Raw genomic sequence first — 22671 nt, forward strand, 5'->3', positions numbered from 1 at the left:
AGGTTACTATACCCATTTCAAACTCTTGTTCTAAAAAGTTCGCGTTACTTGAAGGGATATTCAGAATAAGACACGCCTTTATTCATGCGGTCTCTAAACCGATGAATTTACATGAAGGCGGAATTTACAGGTGTGTACTGGAATCTCCCCGCTATGGTCGCGGGGAGAAACAAGGGGATTAACGGTCGCGCTGAACGGCGATGTGGGCAAGACCAATTAGCGCATCGCGCCATGGGCTGTCGGGAATGACCTGGAGAGCTTCGATGGCTTTGTCGGCTTCTTCTTCCGCACGCTGACGCGTCCATTCCAGCGATCCGCAGAAAGCCATAGTTTCCAGAACAGGTTCCAGAAGATGGCGGCCATTTCCCTGCTCGATCGCTTCACGGATCATTTTCGCCTGATCGGCCGTTCCGTTGCGCATGGCGTGAAGCAGCGGCAGTGTCGGTTTACCTTCGTTCAGGTCATCACCCACGTTTTTGCCGAGCGTCTCGCCGTCTGCACTGTAGTCCAGCAAATCGTCAATCAGCTGGAATGCCGTACCCAGATAGCGGCCATAGTCCTGCAGGCCCTTTTCCTGAGCTTCGGTACAGTCAGCCAGAATGCCGGAACACTGGGCTGCCGCTTCAAACAGGCGCGCGGTTTTGCTGTAGATGACGCGCATGTAGTTTTCTTCGGTGATGTCAGGGTCGTTGACGTTCATCAGCTGCAGCACTTCGCCTTCAGCAATGACGTTTACGGCTTCGGACATCACTTCCAGCACTTTCAGGGAGCCCAGACTGGTCATCATCTGGAAGGCGCGGGTATAGATAAAATCCCCCACCAGTACGCTGGCTGCGTTCCCGAAAGCGGCGTTTGCCGTGGCTTTGCCACGACGCATATCCGATTCATCCACCACATCGTCATGCAGAAGCGTCGCCGTGTGAATAAATTCGATGAGCGCTGCGATACTGATGTGAGCATTTCCCTGATAACCAACGGCTCTGGCAGCCAGAATGGCGATCATCGGACGAATGCGTTTACCGCCGCCGCTGACGATGTAATAGCCCAACTGATTGATCAGCTGAACGTCAGAGTTGAGTTGCTCCAGGATTGCTGCATTCACACCCGCCATATCTTGCGCGGTTAACTCGTTGATTTTTTCTAAATTCATCGCAAAAGCCGGGCTTTTTATCCTGTTGATCCCATCTTCAATGGGGTAACGAAGGGTTTCGGTTTATCAATAGTAGTGCTGATTGTACTGAAAAAACGGCACAGATAAACGTTACCGTACGTGTTGTGTTTTTTTTCTTCATGTATTGACGGTAGCACTTGTCAAAGGCTCGCGTTTTGCGTAATATTCGCGCCCTATTGTGAATATTTATAGCGCACTCTGAATCATACGAGGACGTGCGCGGAAGCGGAGTTTATATGTACGCGGTTTTCCAAAGTGGTGGTAAACAACACCGAGTAAGCGAAGGTCAGACCGTTCGCCTGGAAAAGCTGGACATCGCAACTGGCGAATCTGTTGAGTTCGCAGAAGTTCTGATGATCGCAAACGGTGAAGAAGTCAAAATCGGCGTTCCTTTCGTTGATGGCGGCGTTATCAAAGCTGAAGTTGTTGCACACGGTCGTGGCGAGAAAGTTAAAATCGTTAAGTTTCGTCGTCGTAAGCACTACCGTAAGCAGCAGGGCCACCGTCAGTGGTTCACTGATGTGAAAATTACTGGCATCAGCGCCTAAGACCTGAGGAGAGATTTAAATGGCACATAAAAAGGCTGGCGGCTCCACACGTAACGGTCGCGATTCAGAAGCTAAACGCCTTGGCGTTAAGCGTTTCGGTGGCGAATCCGTTCTGGCGGGTAGCATCATCGTTCGTCAACGTGGTACCAAATTCCACGCTGGCAACAACGTAGGTTGCGGTCGTGACCACACTCTGTTTGCTAAAGCAGACGGTAAAGTGAAATTTGAAGTTAAAGGCCCGAACAACCGTAAATACATCAGCATCGTTGCTGAGTAAGGTTTTCTCGGTCCGGTAACGGATTAAAGCCCCGCAACGTGTTGCGGGGCTTTTTACATTGGAAACCCGGAAAATTTTCTGTAGGGAAAACGGGCATGAAGCAGCAGGCCGGCATGGGTATTCTTTTGGCGCTCACCACCGCAATGTGCTGGGGTGCGTTGCCAATTGCAATGAAGCAGGTACTGGAAGTGATGGAGCCGCCTACGGTGGTCTTTTATCGCTTTCTGATGGCAAGCATCGGCCTCGGGGCCATTCTGGCTATCAAAGGTAAGCTCCCATCGCTACAGCTCTTTCGTAAACCGCGCTGGCTGGTATTGCTGGCTATTGCGACGGGCGGTCTGTTCGGTAACTTCATCCTGTTCAGCTCTTCCCTGCAATATCTCAGCCCCACGGCGTCGCAGGTGATAGGTCAGCTTTCACCGGTGGGCATGATGGTCGCCAGCGTCTTTATCCTCAAGGAGAAGATGCGCGGTACGCAGATTATCGGGGCGAGCATGCTGTTGTGCGGTCTGGTGATGTTCTTCAACACCAGTCTGATAGAGATTTTTACCCGCCTGACGGATTACACATGGGGTGTCATTTTCGGTGTGGGGGCAGCGACGGTCTGGGTGAGCTATGGCGTCGCACAAAAGGTGTTATTGCGTCGACTTGCCTCACAGCAGATCCTCTTTTTACTGTACACTTTGTGTACAATAGCATTGCTGCCATTAGCAAAGCCGGGCGTGATTACCCAGCTTAGCGACTGGCAACTGGCGTGCCTCATTTTTTGTGGGCTGAACACGCTGGTCGGTTATGGTGCGCTGGCTGAGGCAATGGCGCGCTGGCAGGCAGCGCAGGTGAGCGCGTTAATTACGCTGACTCCGCTGTTTACGCTGTTATTTTCAGATTTGTTATCAATGGCCTGGCCCGATGTCTTCGTCAAGCCGATGCTCAACCTGTTGGGTTATCTCGGTGCGTTTGTCGTGGTTGCGGGCGCGATGTATTCCGCCATTGGTCATCGTCTTTGGGGACGTTGGCGCAAAAATGAAGCGGTTGTAGTAGTCCCCCGCTCAGGCGAATGAGTTACGGAGAGTAAAATGAAGTTTGTTGATGAAGCGACGATCCTGGTCGTGGCTGGTGATGGCGGCAATGGTTGCGTGAGCTTCCGCCGTGAAAAGTATATCCCACGTGGCGGTCCTGATGGCGGCGACGGTGGGGATGGTGGTGACGTGTGGCTGGAGGCGGATGAAAACCTCAACACGCTGATCGACTACCGTTTCGAAAAATCTTTCCGTGCCGAGCGCGGCCAGAACGGCCAGAGCCGTGACTGTACGGGTAAACGTGGTAAAGACGTCAACATCAAGGTTCCGGTCGGTACGCGTGTGATTGACCAGGGCACCGGTGAAACCATGGGTGATATGACCAAACACGGTCAGCGCCTGCTGGTTGCTAAAGGTGGCTGGCACGGTCTCGGTAACAGCCGTTTTAAATCATCGGTTAACCGTGCTCCGCGTCAGAAAACCATGGGGACACCGGGCGATACGCGCGAGCTGCAGCTGGAGTTGATGCTTCTGGCAGACGTGGGTATGCTGGGTATGCCTAACGCCGGTAAATCGACGTTTATCCGTGCTGTATCAGCAGCGAAGCCAAAAGTGGCGGATTATCCGTTTACGACGCTGGTGCCAAGCCTGGGCGTTGTTCGTATGGACCACGAAAAGAGCTTTGTGGTTGCTGATATCCCCGGTTTGATCGAGGGCGCAGCTGAAGGCGCAGGACTGGGTATTCGCTTCCTGAAACACCTTGAGCGCTGCCGCGTATTGCTGCACATCGTTGATATTAATCCAATCGATGAGTCCGATCCGGTCGAAAACGCCCGTATCATCATCGGTGAACTTGAAAAATACAGCGAAAAACTCGCAGGTAAGCCACGCTGGCTGGTCTTTAACAAGATCGACCTGATGGATAAAGCCGAAGCTGAAGCAAAAGCGAAAGCGATTGCTGAAGCGATGGGTTGGGAAGATAAATACTACCTGATCTCTGCGGCAAGCCAGGTTGGCGTGAAGGATCTGTGCTGGGATGTGATGACCTTTATCATCGAGAACCCAATCGTTCAGGCGGAAGAAGCGAAACAGCCTGAAAAAGTCGAATTCATGTGGGATGACTACCACCGCCAGCAGCTCGAAGAGCTGGAAGGTGAAGAGGATGATGAAGACTGGGACGATGACTGGGATGAAGACGACGAAGAAGGCGTCGAGTTCATCTATAAGCACTAATATCTGTCTAAAGCCCCCATTATGGGGGCTTTTTATTCCAGCGTTGAGGGCAGCCAGCAGCTGGCGATCAAACCACCTTCAGCGCCATTCTCAAGCGTCAACCTGCCGTGGTGGAGTTGCACGATACGCTGCACGATGCTCAGGCCCAGACCGCTGCCACCGTAGCGCTGGTCAAGACGGCGGAATGGCTCAGTAATTGACTGTCGGTGCGCTTCATCAATACCAGGACCTTGATCGATAACGCCGATCTGCGTTCCACCCTCGACCTCGGTTAATGTCACCGTAATCGTTGTCCCAGATGGGCTGTAACGCCCGGCATTCTCAAGCAGGTTGCGCAGCATCAGGCGCAGGAGCACGGCGTCTCCCTGTACCGTGAGTGCGCTTTTAGCGGGCCAAATCACCTTATGCTCTTTGGCTTCATGCCCCAGGCCGAGAGGTTCAATGATATTTTCCGTCCAGCTCACGGTTTCGTAGTGGCCGCTCGCCATTGCCTGTCCGGCGCGGGCCAGCATCAGCAGTTGCTCAACGGTATGCATGAGCTGATCGATACGGGTAATTAGCGTCGCGGCCTGAGGCGCGCCTGACTGCGCCATGAGCTCCAGATGAAGCCGGATACCGGCAAGAGGCGTTCGAAGCTCGTGTGCGGCGTCAGCGGTGAAGAGACGCTCCTGCTGAATGGTATTGTCCAGCCGGGCGAGCAGCTGGTTCAGGGAGGTTGTCACCGCGCCAATTTCTTCCATGTCGGAATACATGGGAAGCGGAGTTAAGTTATCCGCCGAGCGGTTAGCCAGGCTGTCACGCAGTTTATTCAGCGGTCGGGTTATCCAGGTGACCGCCCAGAATGAAAATAGCAGCGTGAAACCGACCATCACCAGAGAAGGGACGAGAAGAGAAGCAATCGCCTCGCGGATCTCTTTCTCGACATGGTTATTGCGGGCTTTTGCCGACAGCGTTTCACTGACCAGAAAACCAATCTGCTCGCGGCTTTCATGCCACAGCCAGATGACGCTTATCAGCTGGAAAAATAACAGAATGACCGCCAGCAGTACCATCAAACGCCGACGCATGCTGTTCATTTCTGGCTCTCAAGGCGATAGCCAACGCCACGGACGGTTTTGATTCTGTCCTTGCCGAGCTTGCGACGCAGGTTGTGAATGTGCACTTCAAGGGTATTGGACCCCGGATCGTCCTGCCAGGAGTAGATATCCTGCTGGAGCGTTTCTCTGTGCACCGTTTGCCCGCTGCGCATGATCAGACGCGTAAGCAAGGCGAACTCTTTTGGCGTCACCTCTACCGCCTGATCCTGGCGCAGTACCTGCTGGGTTTGCAGATTCAGCGTAATATCGCCGTCGGTCAGTAAGTTATCACTATGGCCCTGATAGCGGCGAATCAACGCTCGCACGCGAGCCTGCAGCTCCGCAAGCGCAAAAGGCTTCACCAGGTAATCATCTGCGCCTGCATCGAGGCCGGTGATACGATCCTCAATGGCATCGCGTGCCGTCAGGATCAATACCGGGTTGGCGATGCCGCGGCGTCGCCACTGGCTGAGCAGCGTGGCGCCGTCTTTATCAGGCAAGCCCAAATCGAGGATCACCAGACTGTATTCGCCGCTTTGAATCAGGGCGTCCGCCTCCGCTGCGGTGCCGGCACAGTCGAGCGCATACCCCTCATTAGCCAGCCCCAGCGCCAGCCCTTCCTGCAATAACAGATCGTCTTCAACTATGAGTAGTTTCATCGCTAGTTATTCTGGTAGATGTCCTTATAAAGCCTGCTTTCGAAGCGAACGAGCGGAATACGACGATTGCGCTGGTCGGTCGGTTCGACGGCATAGCCGGAAAGATACTGCACGAATGCCATGCGCTGTCCGCTGGCGGTAGTGATGAAGCCTGCAAGGTTGTAAACCCCCTGCAGTGAGCCTGTTTTAGCGGATACTTTGCCATCCACACCGGCAGCGTGAAGCCCGGCGCGGTACTGCAGTGAACCGTCATGCCCGGCCAGCGGCAGCATTGAAATAAAGTTTAGCTCAGTGTCGTGCTGCGCAATGTACTGAAGCACCTGCATCATCGTGGCCGGGGAGATCAAATTATGACGCGATAATCCGGAGCCATCGACCGCGATGGTATTACCCAGCTCGATCCCGGCCTGCTGGCGCAGGATCTGACGAACGGCGTCTGAACCCGCGCGCCAGGTGCCCGGCACGCCGAAACGTGCGTGACCAATCATACGGAATACGGTGTCGGCAATCATGTTGTCAGACTTTTTCAGCATGATTCGCAGTAAATCGTGCAGCGGCGGAGACTGTTTGCTGGCGATGACCGTACCGGGCTGGTTGACCTGCGTCTGGCGAAGCAGCGTGCCGGAGTAGGTGATTCCCGCCTGTTTCAGTTCATCTTTCAGAATGGCGCCCGCGTAGCTGGCACCGTCCTGTATCGCAAAGGCCAGCGGCAGCGGATCGGCGCGCTGCGTCAGGCAGCCGGTAAGCGTGAAGCGGTTTAGATCGCCTGGCACGACGTCCAGCTCACAATATTGCGCGTCCGGGGAGCCTTTCGCCAGCGTGCGGACCTGGCTAAACATCGTGACCGGGTAGTAGGACGCTATGCGGATAAACGCTAAATCATCTGGCTTTGGCGCGCTGTAAAGCGAAACCGAGAAGCAGTTACGGTCGACAATCGCGGCGGCGGGCGGGGCGCTAAAGCACTGGGTCATGTCGTTCCACGGCCAGCCAGGGGCTTTATCGTGGCTGGCAAAGATGGACGTGTCGATCAGCACATTGCCATCAATTTTCTGCACGCCAGATTTTTTCAGCACCGCAACCATATTGCGGATATCCTGACGCTTAAAGGTCGGATCGCCGCCGAAACGGGCGATAAGATCGCCTTTCAATTCACCGCCTTCGACGCTACCTCTGGTCTCAAGCGTGGTTGTAAAACGGAAGTCAGGCCCGAGCTGGAGCAGGGCGGCGAGGGCAGTGATCACCTTTTGGGTACTGGCAGGCAGGGCCATCTGTTGACTGTGATAGTCAATCTCGGGAGCCTGCGCGCCAACCTTCTGCACCATCAGGGCAAGGTTCGCGCCTGCGGGGAGCTGATTAATGTACTCATCAACATTCGCGGCCTGGGCGGTGAACGTTATACTGGTAGTCAATCCGATGATAAATCTGGAAAATCGCATAATCTCGCGCTAACAACCCGAAAACAAACCGTCATACTACGGTGCATGGCACTGCAAAGTAAACGATGACCCATAGTGAACTTCGCGGTAAAATGCATATCAAATTGAAAAATTGCTGCTGACCTGGGGCATTGCTCCCGGGTCGGTTTTCTTTTTGCTTCTTGCCCGCTTAGGGGGGCAGGAGCAGGGAACACTGCTCCCAACAGGAATGTTTAAGAGGTATAACAAATGCAAGCTATTCCGATGACCTTACGTGGTGCCGAAAAACTGCGCGAAGAGCTGGATTTTCTGAAATCCGTGCGTCGCCCTGAAATCATCGCCGCTATCGCGGATGCGCGCGAGCATGGCGACCTGAAAGAAAACGCTGAATACCACGCCGCGCGTGAGCAGCAGGGCTTCTGTGAAGGGCGTATTAAAGATATCGAAGCAAAACTGTCCAATGCACAGGTTATCGATATCACCAAAATGCCTAACAACGGGCGTGTGATCTTTGGTTCTACGGTGACCGTGCTGAACCTGGACAACGACGAAGAGCAGACCTATCGCATCGTGGGTGATGATGAAGCCGACTTCAAACAGAACCTGATTTCAGTGAACTCTCCGATTGCTCGCGGCCTGATTGGCAAAGAGCAGGACGATGTTGTCACCATCCGCACCCCTGGCGGTGAAGTGGAATACGAAATTATTAAGGTTGAATACCTGTAATTCGCTTCTCTACTAAGATGTTGATACATTGTAAAGAAAAGAAAAAGGCCGCATAGCGGCCTTTTATCAACTCAAGGAGCATGGCATTTTGCTCGCCTGCTGACAGAAATCCCTCGTTTCACACAGAAAATGTGTTTGATTCAGGATATCCTTAGCGTGGCAGCGAGATTTTGCGCTCTTTAGATGGGCGATAGAGCACCAGCGTTTTACCGATGACCTGTACATTACAGGCGCCGGTTTCGCGCACGATGGCTTCCACGATCAAGGTTTTAGTGTCTCTGTCTTCAGAGGCGATTTTCACCTTGATCAGCTCGTGGTGTTCCAGCGCTTGTTCAATCTCGGCAAGCACCCCTTCGGTCAAACCATTGTTGCCAAGCATGACTACAGGCTTGAGCGGATGTGCCAGACCTTTAAGGTGCTGTTTTTGTTTAGTACTCAGATTCATCGTATATTTTTGCTTACGTTGGGATTGAAAACGGTTCATTCTACCGCCATCTCCCTTATATCGCCAAATAGCAGCGTAGAAATTTACGTCAAAAGTAGGCAACGATGAACCCGGACGGAAAAGTTAAATGACAGGTAAAAAGCGTTCTGCCAGTTCCAGCCGCTGGCTTCAGGAACACTTTAGCGATAAATATGTTCTGCAGGCGCAGAAAAAGGGGTTACGTTCCCGCGCCTGGTTTAAACTTGATGAAATACAGCAAAGTGACAAACTTTTTAAGCCGGGGATGACGGTTGTCGACCTCGGTGCGGCACCTGGCGGATGGTCCCAGTATGCGGTAACGCAGATTGGCGGAGCGGGTCGAATCATCGCATGCGATCTTTTACCAATGGATCCCATCGTCGGTGTCGACTTCCTTCAGGGCGATTTTCGTGATGAATTAGTGCTGAAAGCGTTACTTGAACGTGTGGGTGACAGTAAGGTTCAGGTTGTCATGTCTGATATGGCACCAAATATGTGTGGAACACCGGCGGTGGATATCCCCCGCGGCATGTATCTGGTGGAGCTAGCGTTAGAAATGTGTCGTGATGTACTAGCGCCTGGTGGTAGTTTTGTTGTGAAGGTGTTTCAGGGCGAAGGTTTCGAGGAGTATCTTAAGGAAATTCGCTCCCTGTTTGCGAAGGTTAAAGTTCGTAAGCCGGACTCTTCCCGGGCCCGTTCCCGTGAAGTGTATATTGTAGCGACCGGGCGAAAATGATAACCGGTAGATTTCAGGCGAAAGTTTGAATGAAACTGGATATAGAGTATCCTGACGCTGTTTTTAACACAGTTGTAATGTGAGGTTAATCCCTTGAGTGACATGGCGAAAAACCTAATTCTCTGGCTGGTCATTGCCGTCGTGCTGATGTCAGTATTCCAGAGCTTTGGGCCCAGCGAGTCGAATGGCCGCAAGGTGGATTATTCTACCTTCCTGCAGGAGGTCAATCAGGACCAGGTTCGCGAAGCGCGTATCAACGGACGTGAGATCAACGTTACCAAGAAAGATAGTAACCGTTACACGACTTACATCCCGGTGAACGATCCTAAGCTGCTTGATAACCTTCTGACCAAAAACGTCAAGGTGGTTGGCGAGCCGCCAGAAGAACCAAGCCTGCTGGCTTCTATCTTCATTTCCTGGTTCCCGATGCTGCTTCTTATCGGCGTCTGGATCTTCTTTATGCGCCAGATGCAGGGCGGCGGTGGCAAAGGTGCCATGTCGTTCGGTAAGAGCAAGGCGCGTATGTTGACGGAAGACCAGATCAAGACCACATTCGCTGACGTCGCCGGTTGTGACGAAGCGAAAGAAGAAGTGGGTGAACTGGTTGAATACCTGCGTGAACCGAGCCGTTTCCAGAAACTCGGCGGTAAGATCCCGAAAGGCGTGCTGATGGTTGGCCCTCCGGGTACCGGTAAAACCCTGCTGGCGAAAGCCATCGCGGGTGAAGCGAAGGTGCCGTTCTTTACTATTTCAGGTTCTGACTTCGTTGAAATGTTCGTGGGTGTCGGTGCATCTCGTGTGCGTGACATGTTCGAGCAGGCCAAGAAGGCAGCACCGTGCATTATCTTCATCGATGAAATCGACGCCGTAGGCCGCCAGCGTGGCGCAGGTCTGGGCGGTGGTCACGATGAACGTGAACAGACGCTGAACCAGATGCTGGTTGAGATGGACGGCTTCGAAGGTAACGAAGGTATCATCGTTATCGCGGCGACTAACCGTCCGGACGTACTTGACCCTGCGCTGCTGCGTCCAGGCCGTTTCGACCGTCAGGTTGTTGTGGGTCTGCCGGACGTTCGCGGTCGTGAACAGATCCTGAAAGTCCACATGCGTCGCGTACCGCTGGCGCCAGATATCGACGCGGCAATCATTGCGCGCGGTACCCCGGGCTTCTCCGGTGCGGACCTGGCTAACCTGGTCAACGAAGCTGCACTGTTTGCCGCTCGCGGTAACAAGCGCGTCGTATCCATGGTGGAATTTGAGAAAGCGAAAGACAAAATCATGATGGGTGCGGAACGTCGCTCCATGGTGATGACGGAAGCGCAGAAAGAGTCCACGGCATACCACGAAGCGGGTCACGCGATTATCGGTCGCCTGGTGCCGGAACACGATCCGGTGCATAAAGTGACGATTATTCCGCGCGGTCGTGCGCTGGGTGTGACCTTCTTCCTGCCTGAAGGCGACGCAATCAGCGCCAGCCGTCAGAAGCTGGAAAGTCAGATTTCTACCCTGTACGGCGGTCGTCTGGCTGAAGAGATTATCTACGGTGTGGAACATGTTTCTACCGGTGCGTCCAACGACATCAAAGTCGCGACAAACCTGGCGCGTAACATGGTGACGCAGTGGGGCTTCTCCGACAAACTCGGTCCGCTGCTGTATGCAGAGGAAGAGGGGGAAGTCTTCCTGGGCCGTTCTGTGGCGAAAGCGAAACATATGTCCGATGAGACGGCTCGTATCATCGACCAGGAAGTAAAATCTCTGGTAGAGCGTAACTATGCACGTGCTCGCCAGATCCTGAACGACAATATGGACATTCTGCATTCGATGAAAGATGCGCTCATGAAATATGAGACCATCGATGCACCGCAGATTGACGACCTGATGGCGCGCCGTGAAGTGCGTCCGCCAGCAGGCTGGGAAGACCCAGGCGCTTCCAATAATTCTGACAACAATGGCACCCCGCGTGCGCCGCGTCCGGTTGATGAACCGCGTACGCCAAACCCGGGCAACACCATGTCAGAACAGTTGGGCGATAAGTAAGCCACTGCTGTTGACGCATTTGTCTGTACTTCAAACCCTGGAGCTTGCTCCGGGGTTTTTCATTTCTGTTTAACGATATAGATATCAGGGATTTCGCCATGAAATTATTCGCTCAGGACACGCATCTCGATCTTTCACACCCCCATGTGATGGGGATCCTGAATGTTACCCCTGACTCCTTCTCTGACGGCGGCACGCATAACACGCTTATCGAGGCGGTTAAGCACGCGAATTTAATGATTAATGCGGGTGCCACCATCATTGACGTTGGCGGCGAATCGACGCGTCCTGGTGCGGCGGACGTGTCTGTGGAAGAAGAGCTTGCGCGCGTGGTGCCGGTGGTTGAAGCGATTGCACAGAGATTTGAAGTGTGGATCTCCGTTGATACCTCCAAACCGGAAGTGATTCGTGAAGTGGCGAGAGTGGGCGCTCACATTATTAATGATATTCGCTCACTCACAGAGCCTGGCGCACTCGAAGCTGCGGCAGAAACGGGGTTACCGGTATGCCTGATGCACATGCAGGGTCAGCCGAAAACCATGCAGGAAGCACCGAAGTACGACGATGTCTTTGCCGACGTGAATCGCCTCTTTATTGAGCATATCGCGCGCTGTGAACGTGCTGGTATCCCAAAAGAGAAATTGCTGCTCGACCCGGGGTTCGGTTTCGGTAAAAATCTCTCACACAATTATGCGTTGCTTGCGCGCCTGTCGGAATTCCATCACTTTGGTCTGCCGCTGCTGGTGGGTATGTCGAGAAAGTCGATGATTGGGCAGTTGCTGAACGTGGGGCCGAGCGAACGCCTGAGCGGCAGCCTGGCCTGCGCGGTGATTGCGGCGATGCAGGGTGCGCACATTATTCGTGTCCATGACGTCAAAGAAACAGTAGAAGCCATGCGTGTGGTGGAAGCCACACTGGCAGCGAAGGAAAACAAACGCTATGAGTAATCGTAAATATTTTGGTACCGACGGTATCCGTGGGCGCGTAGGCGATGCTCCCATCACCCCTGATTTTGTCCTGAAGCTCGGCTGGGCTGCTGGCAAGGTACTGGCGCGTCATGGCTCACGTAAAATTATCATCGGTAAAGACACCCGCATTTCCGGCTATATGCTGGAGTCCGCGCTGGAAGCGGGGCTGGCGGCTGCTGGACTTTCCGCTTCCTTTACAGGCCCAATGCCAACGCCTGCGGTTGCGTATCTGACGCGCACCTTCCGTGCGGAAGCGGGGATTGTCATCTCGGCTTCTCACAACCCGTTCTACGACAACGGCATTAAATTCTTCTCCATTGACGGCACCAAGCTCCCGGATGAGGTGGAAGAAGCCATTGAAGCCGAAATGGAAAAAGAGATCACCTGTGTTGATTCCGCAGAGCTGGGTAAAGCGAACCGTATCGTTGATGCTGCGGGTCGCTATATCGAATTCTGTAAAGGCACTTTCCCGAATGAGCTGAGCCTGGCTCACCTCAAAATTGTGGTGGACTGTGCTAACGGTGCGACCTATCACATCGCCCCGAATGTCTTCCGCGAGCTGGGTGCGAAAGTGATCGCCATTGGCTGCGAGCCGGATGGTCTGAACATTAACGAGCAGGTGGGGGCAACTGACGTTCGTGCCCTGCAGGCGCGTGTTCTGGCGGAGAAAGCCGATCTGGGTATTGCGCTGGACGGCGACGGTGACCGCGTGATCATGGTCGACCACGAAGGTAACAAGGTCGACGGCGATCAGATCCTCTACATCATTGCACGTGAAGGTCTGCGTCAGGGACAGCTGCGCGGTGGTGCGGTGGGTACGCTGATGAGTAACATGGGCCTGGAACTGGCGCTGAAACAGCTCGGTATTCCGTTTGTCCGCGCGAAAGTGGGTGACCGCTATGTGCTGGAAAAATTGCAGGAGAAAGGCTGGCGTATCGGTGCTGAGAACTCAGGTCACGTGATCCTGCTCGACAAAACCACCACCGGTGACGGTATTGTGGCCGCGCTGCAGGTGGTTGCCGCGATGGCGCGCAACCACATGAGTCTGCACGATCTGTGCAGCGGAATGAAAATGTTCCCTCAGATCCTGGTAAACGTACGTTTCACAGCCGGTAAAGGCGATCCGCTGGAAAATGAGAACGTTAAAGCGGTGATGGCTGACGTAGAAGCGGCTCTGGGCAATCGTGGACGCGTGCTGCTGCGTAAGTCCGGTACCGAACCGCTAATCCGCGTGATGGTGGAAGGTGAAGACGAAGCGCAGGTAACCGAATTTGCGCACCGTATTGCGGATGCCGTGAAAGCTGCATAATCTTGCACGCTAAATGTTTAAAAAGGCGGCGTTTGCCGCCTTTGTTTTAAGCAATTAATGGCTTTTTGCTGTTTTTTTCCGCAGTTGATACAATGCGTCGAAAATGCCCTTGCGAAGGTGATTCGCTTTGGTTAGTATTCACACCCGCTTCAGTGGGAAACAGAAATCCTGCTAATTGGTCGAAGCATTGGTATGCGGCAAATCCGCAAGGAACAGGTTGATTATGTACGAAGCTCTTTTAGTTATTTTCCTTATTGTAGCCATCGCTCTCGTAGCGCTGATTATGCTGCAGCAAGGTAAAGGCGCTGATATGGGAGCCTCCTTCGGAGCAGGCGCTTCCGGTACGCTGTTTGGTTCAAGTGGTTCTGCGAACTTCATGACCCGCACAACGGCGATTCTGGCTACGCTGTTCTTCATTATCAGTCTGGTGCTTGGCAATATCAACAGCAACAAGACCAGCAAAGGAAGCGAGTGGGAAAATCTGAGCGCGCCAGCGAAAACTGAGCAGACTCAGCCAGCTGCACCGGCTAAGCCAACCAGCGATATCCCGCACTAAGTATTCTGTACCGAGGTGGTGGAATTGGTAGACACGCTACCTTGAGGTGGTAGTGCCCTAACGGGCTTGTGGGTTCGAGTCCCATCCTCGGTACCAATATTCCAGAAAAAAGACGTCGAAAGACGTCTTTTTTTTCGTCTGTATATCCTGAGTAGTGGTTTTGTAGGCCCGGTAAGCGCAGCGCCACCGGGCAAAATGGCGGGTGGCGCTGCGCTTACCCGCCCTACGAAAGTCCACAAAAAAGGCGCCCTGTGGGCGCCTTTTGCATGTTACATCAGCGACTACTTCTTATCGCTGTGTTCCAGGTTATCAACCTGCGGCAGGCCGTTACCGGAGTTCGCGGAGAGCAGGCCATTCTCAACATAGTTGAACAGCTTCTCGCGGGTATCGGTGATGTCCAGGTTACGCATGGTCAACTGGCCAATACGGTCATCCGGAGAGAAGACTGAATCACCTTTCTCCATGGTCAGACGCTCTGCTTTATAGGTCAGGTTGTCAGACACGGTGTTCAGGATGGAGTAGTCGTTACCGCGACGCAGTTCCAGCGTCACTTCACCGGTGATCGCGCTTGCCACCCAACGCTGCAGCGCATCACGCAGCATCAGCGCCTGTGGATCGAACCAGCGGCCCTGATACAGCAGTTTACCCAGCTGACGGCCATGGGAGTGATACTGCTCAATGGTGTCTTCGTTGTGAATGCCGGTCAGCAGACGCTCGTAAGCGATGTGCAGCAGTGCCATTCCCGGGGCTTCATAGATGCCACGGCTTTTCGCTTCGATGATGCGGTTTTCAATCTGATCGCTCATGCCCAGACCGTGACGACCGCCAATACGGTTAGCTTCCAGCATCAGCTCAACATCATCAGAGAAGGTTTTACCGTTCAGCGCAACCGGATGGCCGCGTTCGAAACGCACGGTCACTTCTTCAGCCTGGATTTTGACGTTCTCGTCCCAGAACTTCACGCCCATGATCGGGTTAACGATCTTCACGCTGGAGTTCAGGAATTCCAGGTCTTTCGCTTCGTGCGTCGCACCCAGCATGTTGGAGTCGGTGGAATAGGCTTTCTCGACTGACATCTTATAGTCGAAACCGCAGGCGATCATAAACTCGGACATCTCATGGCGGCCACCCAGCTCGTCGATGAAGTCGGTGTCCAGCCACGGCTTGTAGATCTGCAGTTCGGCATTGGTCAGCAGGCCATAACGATAGAAACGCTCGATATCGTTACCTTTATAGGTGCTACCGTCACCCCAAATGTTGACGCCGTCTTCTTTCATCGCCGCAACCAGCATGGTGCCGGTGACCGCACGGCCCAGCGGGGTGGTGTTGAAATAGGTCAGGCCGCCGGTGGTGTTGTGGAACGCACCACACTGAATAGCCGCGATACCTTCAGCGACCAGTTGCTTACGGCAGTCAATCAGGCGCGCGTTCTCTGCACCATACTCTTTAGCGCGACGAGGAATGGCATCGTAGTCGTCCTCATCCGGCTGACCCAGGTTCGCAGTATAGGCGTACGGAACCGCTCCCTTCTGGCGCATCCACAGCAGTGCAGCGCTGGTATCCAGGCCACCTGAGAAAGCGATGCCAATACGTTGTCCAACCGGAAGATGCTTGAGAATCGTCGTCATAGAATAAAACCCTGCTTGATTGACTGATTAGAGACCGCTTTCGCTCTCTTGTGCATTTTTATGCAAAATAAGTGAGTATTCATTTAATCATCTTTTGGCGAAGACCGGAAGAGAGTCGTGCGTTTTTTGTAAAAATTTTGGTCTGATCGATCTGGCGGAAGTCGCCTTGACAGGTGGGGTCAACTATCAATATACTAAACGCCGATTTTACGTCCCGTCTTCGGTACCAAATCCCAGCATTATTTGCAAATTCTGTCCAAAACGCGTAGAATTTGCCACGTTTCAGGCGCGGGGTGGAGCAGCCTGGTAGCTCGTCGGGCTCATAACCCGAAGGTCGTCGGTTCAAATCCGGCCCCCGCAACCACTTTCCCATAAAGTTCTTTTTCAAATATACTGTGAAGACTTAGAGCCTTCGTAGCTGGATTTGAAAAAATTCTTTCGGAAAGTGCTCCAGGCCACAGTTGTGGCTATAGGGTTCAGTTATCTAAAGCCCCGATTTATCGGGGTTTTTTGTTATCTGACTACAGAATAACTGGGCTTTACGCCCTTTTTTTATGTCTTGGGGGTGGGCTTGTCCACATTAGAGCAAAAATTAACAGAGATGATTACTGCACCGGTCGAAGCACTGGGCTACGAACTGGTCGGCATCGAATTCGTTCGCGGCCGTACATCGACGCTGCGCATCTATATTGATAGTGAAGATGGCATCAATGTTGATGATTGTGCTGATGTCAGCCACCAGGTGAGTGCGGTTCTTGATGTTGAAGACCCGATTACCGTTGCGTACAACCTGGAAGTTTCCTCACCTGGCCTCGATCGTCCGATGTTCACGGCCGAGCACTATGTGCGCTTTACCGGTGAAGAAGTGGCTCTCGTTCTGCGTATGGCCGTACAGAACCGCCGTAAATGGCAGGGAATTATCAAAGCCGTTGATGGTGAAATGATCACGGTGACAGTCGACGGCAAAGATGAAGTGTTCGCGCTGAGTAATATCCAGAAGGCGAACCTGGTTCCCCACTTTTAACAGTCTGGATTGAGGTGAAAAGCCCGCGATGAACAAAGAAATTTTGGCTGTTGTTGAAGCCGTCTCCAACGAGAAATCACTGCCGCGTGAGAAGATTTTCGAAGCGCTGGAAAGTGCACTGGCTACAGCAACCAAGAAAAAATACGAACAAGAGATCGATGTTCGCGTAGAAATCGATCGTAAAAGCGGTGACTTCGATACATTCCGTCGTTGGGTAATCGTAGAAGAAGTGACCCAGCCGACCAAAGAGATCACGCTGGAAGCCGCCCGTTTTGAAGACGAAAGTCTGAACGTGGGCGAGTACGTTGAAGATCAGATTGAATCTGTCACCTTTGACCGTATCACGACCCAGACCGCTAAACAGGTTATCGTGCAGAAAGTTCGCGAAGCCGAGCGCGCGCTGGTTGTCGATCAGTTCCGCGATCAGGAAGGCGAGATCATCACCGGCGTGGTGAAGAAAGTGAACCGCGACAACATCTCCCTGGAGATCAAATCCGAAGGGTTGCCGGGTAACGCTGAAGCCGTGATCCTGCGTGAAGATATGCTGCCGCGTGAAAACTTCCGTCCAGGCGACCGTATTCGCGGCGTTCTGTACGCCGTTCGCCCTGAAGCGCGTGGTGCACAGCTGTTCGTGACCCGTTCTAAACCAGAAATGCTGGTAGAACTGTTCCGTATCGAAGTACCGGAAATCGGTGAAGAAGTTATCGAGATTAAAGCGGCGGCTCGCGATCCGGGCTCCCGTGCGAAAATTGCGGTGAAAACCAACGACAAGCGTATCGACCCGGTCGGTGCTTGCGTCGGTATGCGCGGTGCGCGCGTTCAGGCAGTTTCTACTGAGCTGGGCGGCGAACGTATTGATATCGTTCTGTGGGATGACAACCCGGCGCAGTTCGTGATCAACGCAATGGCTCCAGCTGATGTGGCGTCTATCGTTGTTGACGAAGACAAACACACCATGGATATCGCTGTTGAAGCGGGCAACCTGGCGCAGGCAATCGGCCGTAACGGTCAGAACGTACGCCTGGCGTCACAGCTGAGCGGCTGGGAACTCAACGTTATGACCGTTGATGACCTGCAGGCTAAGCATCAGGCTGAAGCCCATGCGGCGATCGATACCTTCACTAAATACCTGGATATTGACGAAGACTTCGCCACTGTTCTGGTTGAAGAAGGTTTCTCTACGCTGGAAGAACTGGCCTATGTGCCAATGAAAGAGCTGCTGGAAATTGACGGTCTGGATGAACAGACTGTTGAAGCCCTGCGTGAACGCGCTAAAAACGCACTGACCACCCTGGCGCTGGCTCAGGAAGAAAGCCTTGGCGATAAGAAGCCGGCTGATGACCTGCTGAATCTGGAAGGTCTTGATCGTGCGATTGCGTTCAAGCTGGCTGCCCGTGGTGTTTGTACGCTGGAAGATCTCGCTGAGCAAGGCGTTGATGACCTGGCTGATATCGAAGGTTTAACCGACGAGAAAGCCGGCGAGCTCATCATGGCCGCACGTAATATTTGCTGGTTCGGCGACGAAGCGTAATAAACTGTAGCAGGAAGGAACAGCATGACTGATGTAACTGTAAAATCGCTGGCTGCTGAGATTCAGACCTCCGTGGACCGCCTGGTACAGCAATTTGCTGATGCAGGGATCCCGAAGTCCGCTGATGACTCGGTGACCGCGCAAGAAAAACAAACCTTGTTAACGCACCTGAACCGTGAACACGGTTCTACGCCTGACAAGTTAACGCTGCAGCGCAAAACGCGTAGCACGTTAAACATCCCTGGTACCGGTGGCAAAAGCAAATCGGTACAAATTGAAGTCCGCAAGACGCGCACCTTTGTAAAACGTGATCCGCAAGAGGCAGAACGCCTTGCCGCGGAAGAGCAGGCACAGCGTGAAGCGGAAGAACAAGCTCAGCGTGAGGCGGAAGCAATCGCCAAACGTGAAGCAGAATTAAAAGCTGAACGTGAGGCCGCAGAAAAAGCGAAACGCGACGCAAGTGATAAAGTGAAGCGTGACGCTGCGGAAAAAGACAAAGTGAGCAATCAACAGACAGACGAAATGACCAAAACCGCCCAGGCTGAAAAAGCCCGCCGTGAAAATGAAGCTGCCGAGCTGAAGCGTAAAGCGGAAGAAGAAGCCCGCCGTAAGCTGGAAGAAGAAGCTCGCCGTGTGGCTGAAGAAGCGCGCCGTATGGCAGAAGAAAACGAGAAGAACGGTGTGAATACCGTTGAGCCGACTGAAGACACCAGCGATTATCACGTGACCACTTCTCAGCATGCGCGTCAGGCTGAAGACGACAACGACCGTGAAGTTGAAGGTGGTCGCGGTCGTACTCGCAGTACTAAAGCTGCGCGTCCGGCGAAAAAAGGCAATAAGCACGCTGAATCCAAAGCTGACCGTGAAGAAGCACGCGCTGCCGTTCGCGGCGGTAAAGGCGGTAAGCGTAAAGGTTCCGCTCTGCAGCAGAGCTTCCAGAAGCCCGCTCAGGCCGTAAACCGTGACGTCGTGATCGGCGAAACCATCACCGTTGGCGATCTGGCGAACAAGATGGCGGTTAAAGGCTCTCAGGTCATCAAAGCGATGATGAAGCTGGGCGCTATGGCAACCATCAACCAGGTCATCGATCAGGAAACCGCACAGCTGGTTGCTGAAGAGATGGGCCATAAAGTTATCCTGCGTCGTGAAAACGAGCTGGAAGAAGCAGTAATGAGCGACCGTGATACAGGCGCTGCGGCTGAACCGCGTGCACCGGTTGTGACCATCATGGGTCACGTTGACCACGGTAAAACCTCTCTGCTTGACTACATTCGTTCTACTAAGGTTGCCTCTGGTGAAGCGGGTGGTATTACCCAGCACATCGGTGCTTACCACGTAGAAACCGAAAACGGCATGATCACCTTCCTGGATACCCCTGGCCACGCAGCGTTTACCTCAATGCGTGCTCGTGGTGCTCAGGCGACGGATATCGTTGTACTGGTTGTTGCAGCAGACGACGGCGTGATGCCACAGACCATCGAAGCTATTCAGCACGCGAAAGCGGCGCAGGTGCCTCTGGTTGTTGCGGTCAACAAAATCGATAAGCCAGAAGCCGATATGGACCGCGTGAAGAACGAGCTGTCCCAGTACGGCGTTATGCCGGAAGAGTGGGGCGGTGAAGCGCAGTTCATCCCAGTATCTGCTAAAGCGGGTACCGGTATTGACGACCTGCTGAACGCGATCCTGCTGCAGGCTGAAGTTCTGGAGCTGAAAGCGATCCGTAATGGTATGGCGAGCGGCGCGGTGATCGAATCCTTCCTGGATAAAGGTCGTGGTCCGGTTGCAACCGTTCTGGTTCGTGAAGGTACCCTGAACAAGGGCGACATCGTTCTGTGTGGCTTCGAATACGGCCGCGTTCGTGCGATGCGTAACGAACTGGGTCAGGAAGTTCTGGAAGCGGGTCCGTCCATTCCAGTGGAAATCCTGGGTCTGTCCGGTGTTCCGGCTGCCGGTGACGAAGTGACCGTCGTGCGTGACGAGAAGAAAGCGCGTGAAGTGGCACTGTACCGTCAGGGCAAATTCCGTGAAGTTAAACTGGCTCGTCAGCAGAAATCTAAACTCGAGAACATGTTTGCCAACATGACCGAGGGCGAAGTTCACGAAGTGAACATCGTTCTGAAAGCTGACGTTCAGGGTTCTGTGGAAGCGATCTCCGACTCCTTGCTGAAACTGTCTACCGACGAAGTGAAAGTGAAGATCATCGGTTCTGGCGTAGGTGGTATCACCGAAACCGACGCTACCCTGGCTGCTGCCTCCAACGCTATCCTGGTTGGCTTCAACGTTCGTGCGGATGCATCTGCGCGTAAAGTGATTGAAGCGGAAAGCCTGGACCTGCGCTACTACTCCGTCATCTATAACCTGATCGACGAAGTGAAAGCAGCGATGAGCGGCATGCTGTCTCCTGAGCTGAAACAGCAGATCATCGGTCTGGCTGAAGTACGTGACGTGTTCAAATCACCGAAATTCGGTGCGATCGCGGGCTGTATGGTTACCGAAGGTAACATCAAGCGTCACAACCCAATCCGCGTACTGCGTGACAACGTGGTTATCTACGAAGGCGAGCTGGAATCCCTGCGCCGCTTCAAAGATGACGTTAACGAAGTCCGTAACGGCATGGAATGTGGTATCGGCGTGAAGAACTACAACGACGTTCGCGTTGGCGATATGATCGAAGTGTTCGAGATCATCGAAATTCAGCGTACCATCGCGTAATCTTCGTCGACAGAAGATTGTTTAGCGTAGGCCGGGTAAGCGAAGCGCCACCCGGCAATAATTTAAAAAAGGGGCTTTAGCCCCTTTTTTGTCTGGAGAATTTATTATGGCGAAAGAATTTGGTCGCCCTCAGCGCGTAGCGCAGGAAATGCAGAAAGAGATCGCGCTCATTCTGCAACGTGAAATTAAAGACCCGCGTGTCGGCATGATGACCACCGTTTCCGGTGTCGAAATGTCCCGCGATCTGGCGTATGCAAAAGTGTTCGTCACCTTCCTGAACGATCAGGACGAAGCGGCAGTGAAAAACGGCATTAAAGCGCTGCAGGAAGCCTCTGGTTTCATCCGCTCCCTGCTTGGCAAAGCGATGCGCCTGCGTATCGTGCCTGAACTGACCTTCTTCTACGACAACTCGCTGGTCGAAGGTATGCGTATGTCCAATCTGGTGACCAGCGTGGTTAAACATGACGACGAGCGTCGTGTTAACCCGGCGGACGACAGCAAGGAGGACTGATGAGTCGTCCTCGTCGTCGCGGTCGCGACGTGCATGGTGTGCTGCTGCTGGATAAACCCCAGGGCGCTTCCAGCAACGACGTGCTGCAAAAAGTTAAGCGTATTTATAACGCCAACCGTGCGGGCCACACCGGCGCGCTCGATCCGCTGGCAACCGGCATGCTGCCGGTCTGCCTGGGAGAGGCGACAAAGTTTTCCCAGTACCTGCTCGACTCCGATAAGCGTTACCGCGTTATCGCTAAACTGGGCCAGCGCACGGATACCTCCGACGCGGACGGCCAGGTAGTGGAAGAGCGCCCGGTGACCTTCAGCGCAGAGCAGCTTGATGCGGCGCTGGAAAGCTTCCGTGGTGACACGATGCAGGTGCCGTCGATGTATTCGGCGCTGAAATATCAGGGCAAGAAGCTCTACGAATATGCGCGCCAGGGCATTAACGTCCCGCGTGAAGCCCGTCCGATAACCGTGTATGAGCTGCTGTTTATTCGCCATGAAGGCGATGAGCTGGAGCTGGAAGTGCACTGTTCGAAAGGGACCTATATTCGCACCATCGTCGACGACCTCGGTGAAAAGCTGGGCTGCGGCGCGCATGTGATTTACCTGCGTCGTCTGGCGGTGAGCAAGTACCCGGTGGAGCGGATGGTGACCCTGGAACATCTGCACGCGCTGGTTGAACAGGCGGAAGCGCAGGGGATCGCGCCGGCAGATTTGCTGGATCCATTGCTGATGCCGATGGACAGTCCGGCAGCGGACTTCCCGGTTGTTAATCTTCCTTTAACATCGTCCGTTTACTTTAAGAACGGCAACCCGGTTCGTACGGCGGAAGCGCCGCTGGAAGGACTGGTACGTGTGACCGAAGGTGACGAAGGGAAATTCATCGGTATGGGCGAAATGGACGGCGAAGGGCGCGTTGCGCCGCGTCGTCTGGTCGTCGAATATCCGGTCGACGCGTGACGGTGATAACGGCTCACCTTGCGATAAGCAGGGGAGACGAGTAGAATATCGCCGCTTAACGCCTGGTAAATTGTTTAACAATCTGCGGGGCGTACATTGGATTGCTGAATTAGAGATCGGCA

Annotated in this window: 21 protein-coding genes and 2 tRNA genes; 17 read left to right on the top strand and 6 right to left on the bottom strand. The window is 53.6% G+C overall.

Translation table 11 applies throughout. The features are described from left to right. Positions 1–178: 178 nt before the first annotated feature. A complete protein-coding gene (gene ispB / locus AB8846_RS08690) occupies positions 179–1150 on the bottom strand; it encodes an octaprenyl diphosphate synthase (RefSeq protein ID WP_370732515.1) in 972 nt (323 codons plus the stop codon). A 257-nt stretch (positions 1151–1407) separates the two neighbouring features. On the opposite strand from ispB, the gene rplU reads away from it, so the two are divergent. From rplU to cgtA, 4 genes are all read left to right on the top strand, one after another. Then, positions 1408–1719 carry a 50S ribosomal protein L21 gene (gene rplU, locus AB8846_RS08695; protein WP_003025032.1) on the top strand — a complete coding sequence of 104 codons (312 nt, stop codon included), beginning with the start codon at positions 1408–1410 and terminating at the stop codon, positions 1717–1719. Positions 1720–1738: 19 nt separating this feature from the next. Further along, on the top strand, positions 1739–1996 hold the full coding sequence (gene rpmA, locus AB8846_RS08700; protein WP_004385076.1) for a 50S ribosomal protein L27: 258 nt from the start codon (positions 1739–1741) through the stop codon (positions 1994–1996). 95 nt (positions 1997–2091) lie between these two features. After that, a complete protein-coding gene (locus AB8846_RS08705) occupies positions 2092–3057 on the top strand; it encodes a DMT family transporter (RefSeq protein WP_063143579.1) in 966 nt (321 codons plus the stop codon). A gap of 15 nt (positions 3058–3072) precedes the next feature. Then, the gene (cgtA, locus tag AB8846_RS08710; protein WP_063143578.1) at positions 3073–4248 is read left to right on the top strand and encodes an Obg family GTPase CgtA; all 1176 of its coding nucleotides are present in this window, start codon (positions 3073–3075) and stop codon (positions 4246–4248) included. Positions 4249–4280: 32 nt separating this feature from the next. Here the strand turns inward: cgtA and pmrB are convergent, their stop codons facing one another. The 3 genes from pmrB to dacB are packed head-to-tail and all read right to left on the bottom strand — an operon-like array spanning position 4281 to position 7419. After that, positions 4281–5324: a two-component system sensor histidine kinase PmrB gene (gene pmrB, locus AB8846_RS08715; RefSeq protein WP_063143577.1), complete on the bottom strand. Its 1044-nt coding sequence runs from the start codon at positions 5322–5324 to the stop codon at positions 4281–4283. Further along, positions 5321–5983, bottom strand: coding sequence for a two-component system response regulator PmrA (gene pmrA / locus AB8846_RS08720; protein ID WP_024906362.1), 663 nt, complete (start codon positions 5981–5983; stop codon positions 5321–5323). The genes pmrB and pmrA overlap by 4 nt, the downstream gene beginning before the upstream one ends. 2 nt (positions 5984–5985) lie before the next feature. Next, positions 5986–7419 carry a serine-type D-Ala-D-Ala carboxypeptidase gene (dacB, locus tag AB8846_RS08725; protein ID WP_370732516.1) on the bottom strand — a complete coding sequence of 478 codons (1434 nt, stop codon included), beginning with the start codon at positions 7417–7419 and terminating at the stop codon, positions 5986–5988. Positions 7420–7647: 228 nt separating this feature from the next. Between dacB and greA the strand changes: the two genes are divergently transcribed. Beyond that, a complete protein-coding gene (gene greA / locus AB8846_RS08730; protein ID WP_014171793.1) occupies positions 7648–8124 on the top strand; it encodes a transcription elongation factor GreA in 477 nt (158 codons plus the stop codon). Positions 8125–8275: 151 nt separating this feature from the next. Here greA and yhbY read toward each other — a convergent pair whose 3' ends face one another. Further along, the gene (yhbY, locus tag AB8846_RS08735; protein ID WP_032614629.1) at positions 8276–8569 is read right to left on the bottom strand and encodes a ribosome assembly RNA-binding protein YhbY; all 294 of its coding nucleotides are present in this window, start codon (positions 8567–8569) and stop codon (positions 8276–8278) included. Between the two features lie 127 nt (positions 8570–8696). Between yhbY and rlmE the strand changes: the two genes are divergently transcribed. The 6 genes from rlmE to AB8846_RS08765 all read left to right on the top strand — a co-directional run bounded on the left by rlmE (position 8697) and on the right by AB8846_RS08765 (position 14289). After that, entirely contained in the window at positions 8697–9323 is a 627-nt protein-coding gene (gene rlmE, locus AB8846_RS08740; RefSeq protein WP_010436004.1) for a 23S rRNA (uridine(2552)-2'-O)-methyltransferase RlmE, read from the top strand. Positions 9324–9425: 102 nt separating this feature from the next. Continuing rightward, on the top strand, positions 9426–11360 hold the full coding sequence (gene ftsH, locus AB8846_RS08745; protein ID WP_010436002.1) for an ATP-dependent zinc metalloprotease FtsH: 1935 nt from the start codon (positions 9426–9428) through the stop codon (positions 11358–11360). Positions 11361–11458: 98 nt separating this feature from the next. Next, the gene (gene folP, locus AB8846_RS08750; RefSeq protein WP_370732517.1) at positions 11459–12307 is read left to right on the top strand and encodes a dihydropteroate synthase; all 849 of its coding nucleotides are present in this window, start codon (positions 11459–11461) and stop codon (positions 12305–12307) included. Beyond that, entirely contained in the window at positions 12300–13637 is a 1338-nt protein-coding gene (glmM, locus tag AB8846_RS08755) for a phosphoglucosamine mutase (protein ID WP_331411144.1), read from the top strand. Before folP ends, glmM begins: the two co-directional genes overlap by 8 nt. Positions 13638–13860: 223 nt before the next feature. After that, complete coding sequence (gene secG / locus AB8846_RS08760; RefSeq protein WP_023333590.1) at positions 13861–14193, top strand: preprotein translocase subunit SecG; 333 nt, start codon at positions 13861–13863, stop codon at positions 14191–14193. Positions 14194–14202: 9 nt separating this feature from the next. Beyond that, positions 14203–14289, top strand: a tRNA-Leu gene (locus AB8846_RS08765). A 185-nt stretch (positions 14290–14474) separates the two neighbouring features. Here AB8846_RS08765 and argG read toward each other — a convergent pair. After that, positions 14475–15821 (bottom strand): argininosuccinate synthase, encoded by a 1347-nt coding sequence (argG, locus tag AB8846_RS08770; protein WP_370732518.1) that lies wholly within the window; start codon positions 15819–15821, stop codon positions 14475–14477. 287 nt (positions 15822–16108) lie between these two features. Between argG and AB8846_RS08775 the strand changes: the two genes are divergently transcribed. The 6 genes from AB8846_RS08775 (at position 16109) to truB (ending at position 22549) form a co-directional block, all read left to right on the top strand. Beyond that, positions 16109–16185, top strand: a tRNA-Met gene (locus AB8846_RS08775). A 207-nt stretch (positions 16186–16392) separates the two neighbouring features. Then, a complete protein-coding gene (gene rimP, locus AB8846_RS08780) occupies positions 16393–16845 on the top strand; it encodes a ribosome maturation factor RimP (RefSeq protein ID WP_032639709.1) in 453 nt (150 codons plus the stop codon). A gap of 28 nt (positions 16846–16873) precedes the next feature. Further along, positions 16874–18376, top strand: a complete 1503-nt coding sequence (nusA, locus tag AB8846_RS08785; protein ID WP_063143573.1) for a transcription termination factor NusA — start codon at positions 16874–16876, stop codon at positions 18374–18376. A gap of 24 nt (positions 18377–18400) precedes the next feature. After that, entirely contained in the window at positions 18401–21088 is a 2688-nt protein-coding gene (infB, locus tag AB8846_RS08790; protein ID WP_370732519.1) for a translation initiation factor IF-2, read from the top strand. Between the two features lie 106 nt (positions 21089–21194). Continuing rightward, positions 21195–21599 carry a 30S ribosome-binding factor RbfA gene (rbfA, locus tag AB8846_RS08795; RefSeq protein WP_003024988.1) on the top strand — a complete coding sequence of 135 codons (405 nt, stop codon included), beginning with the start codon at positions 21195–21197 and terminating at the stop codon, positions 21597–21599. Then, a complete protein-coding gene (gene truB / locus AB8846_RS08800) occupies positions 21599–22549 on the top strand; it encodes a tRNA pseudouridine(55) synthase TruB (protein ID WP_370732520.1) in 951 nt (316 codons plus the stop codon). Before rbfA ends, truB begins: the two co-directional genes overlap by 1 nt. Positions 22550–22671: the final 122 nt, after the last annotated feature.

It is taken from the genome of Enterobacter sp. KB-221C9 (genome assembly GCF_041320715.1).
In the GTDB taxonomy this organism is placed as follows: Bacteria; Pseudomonadota; Gammaproteobacteria; order Enterobacterales; family Enterobacteriaceae; genus Enterobacter; species Enterobacter asburiae_D.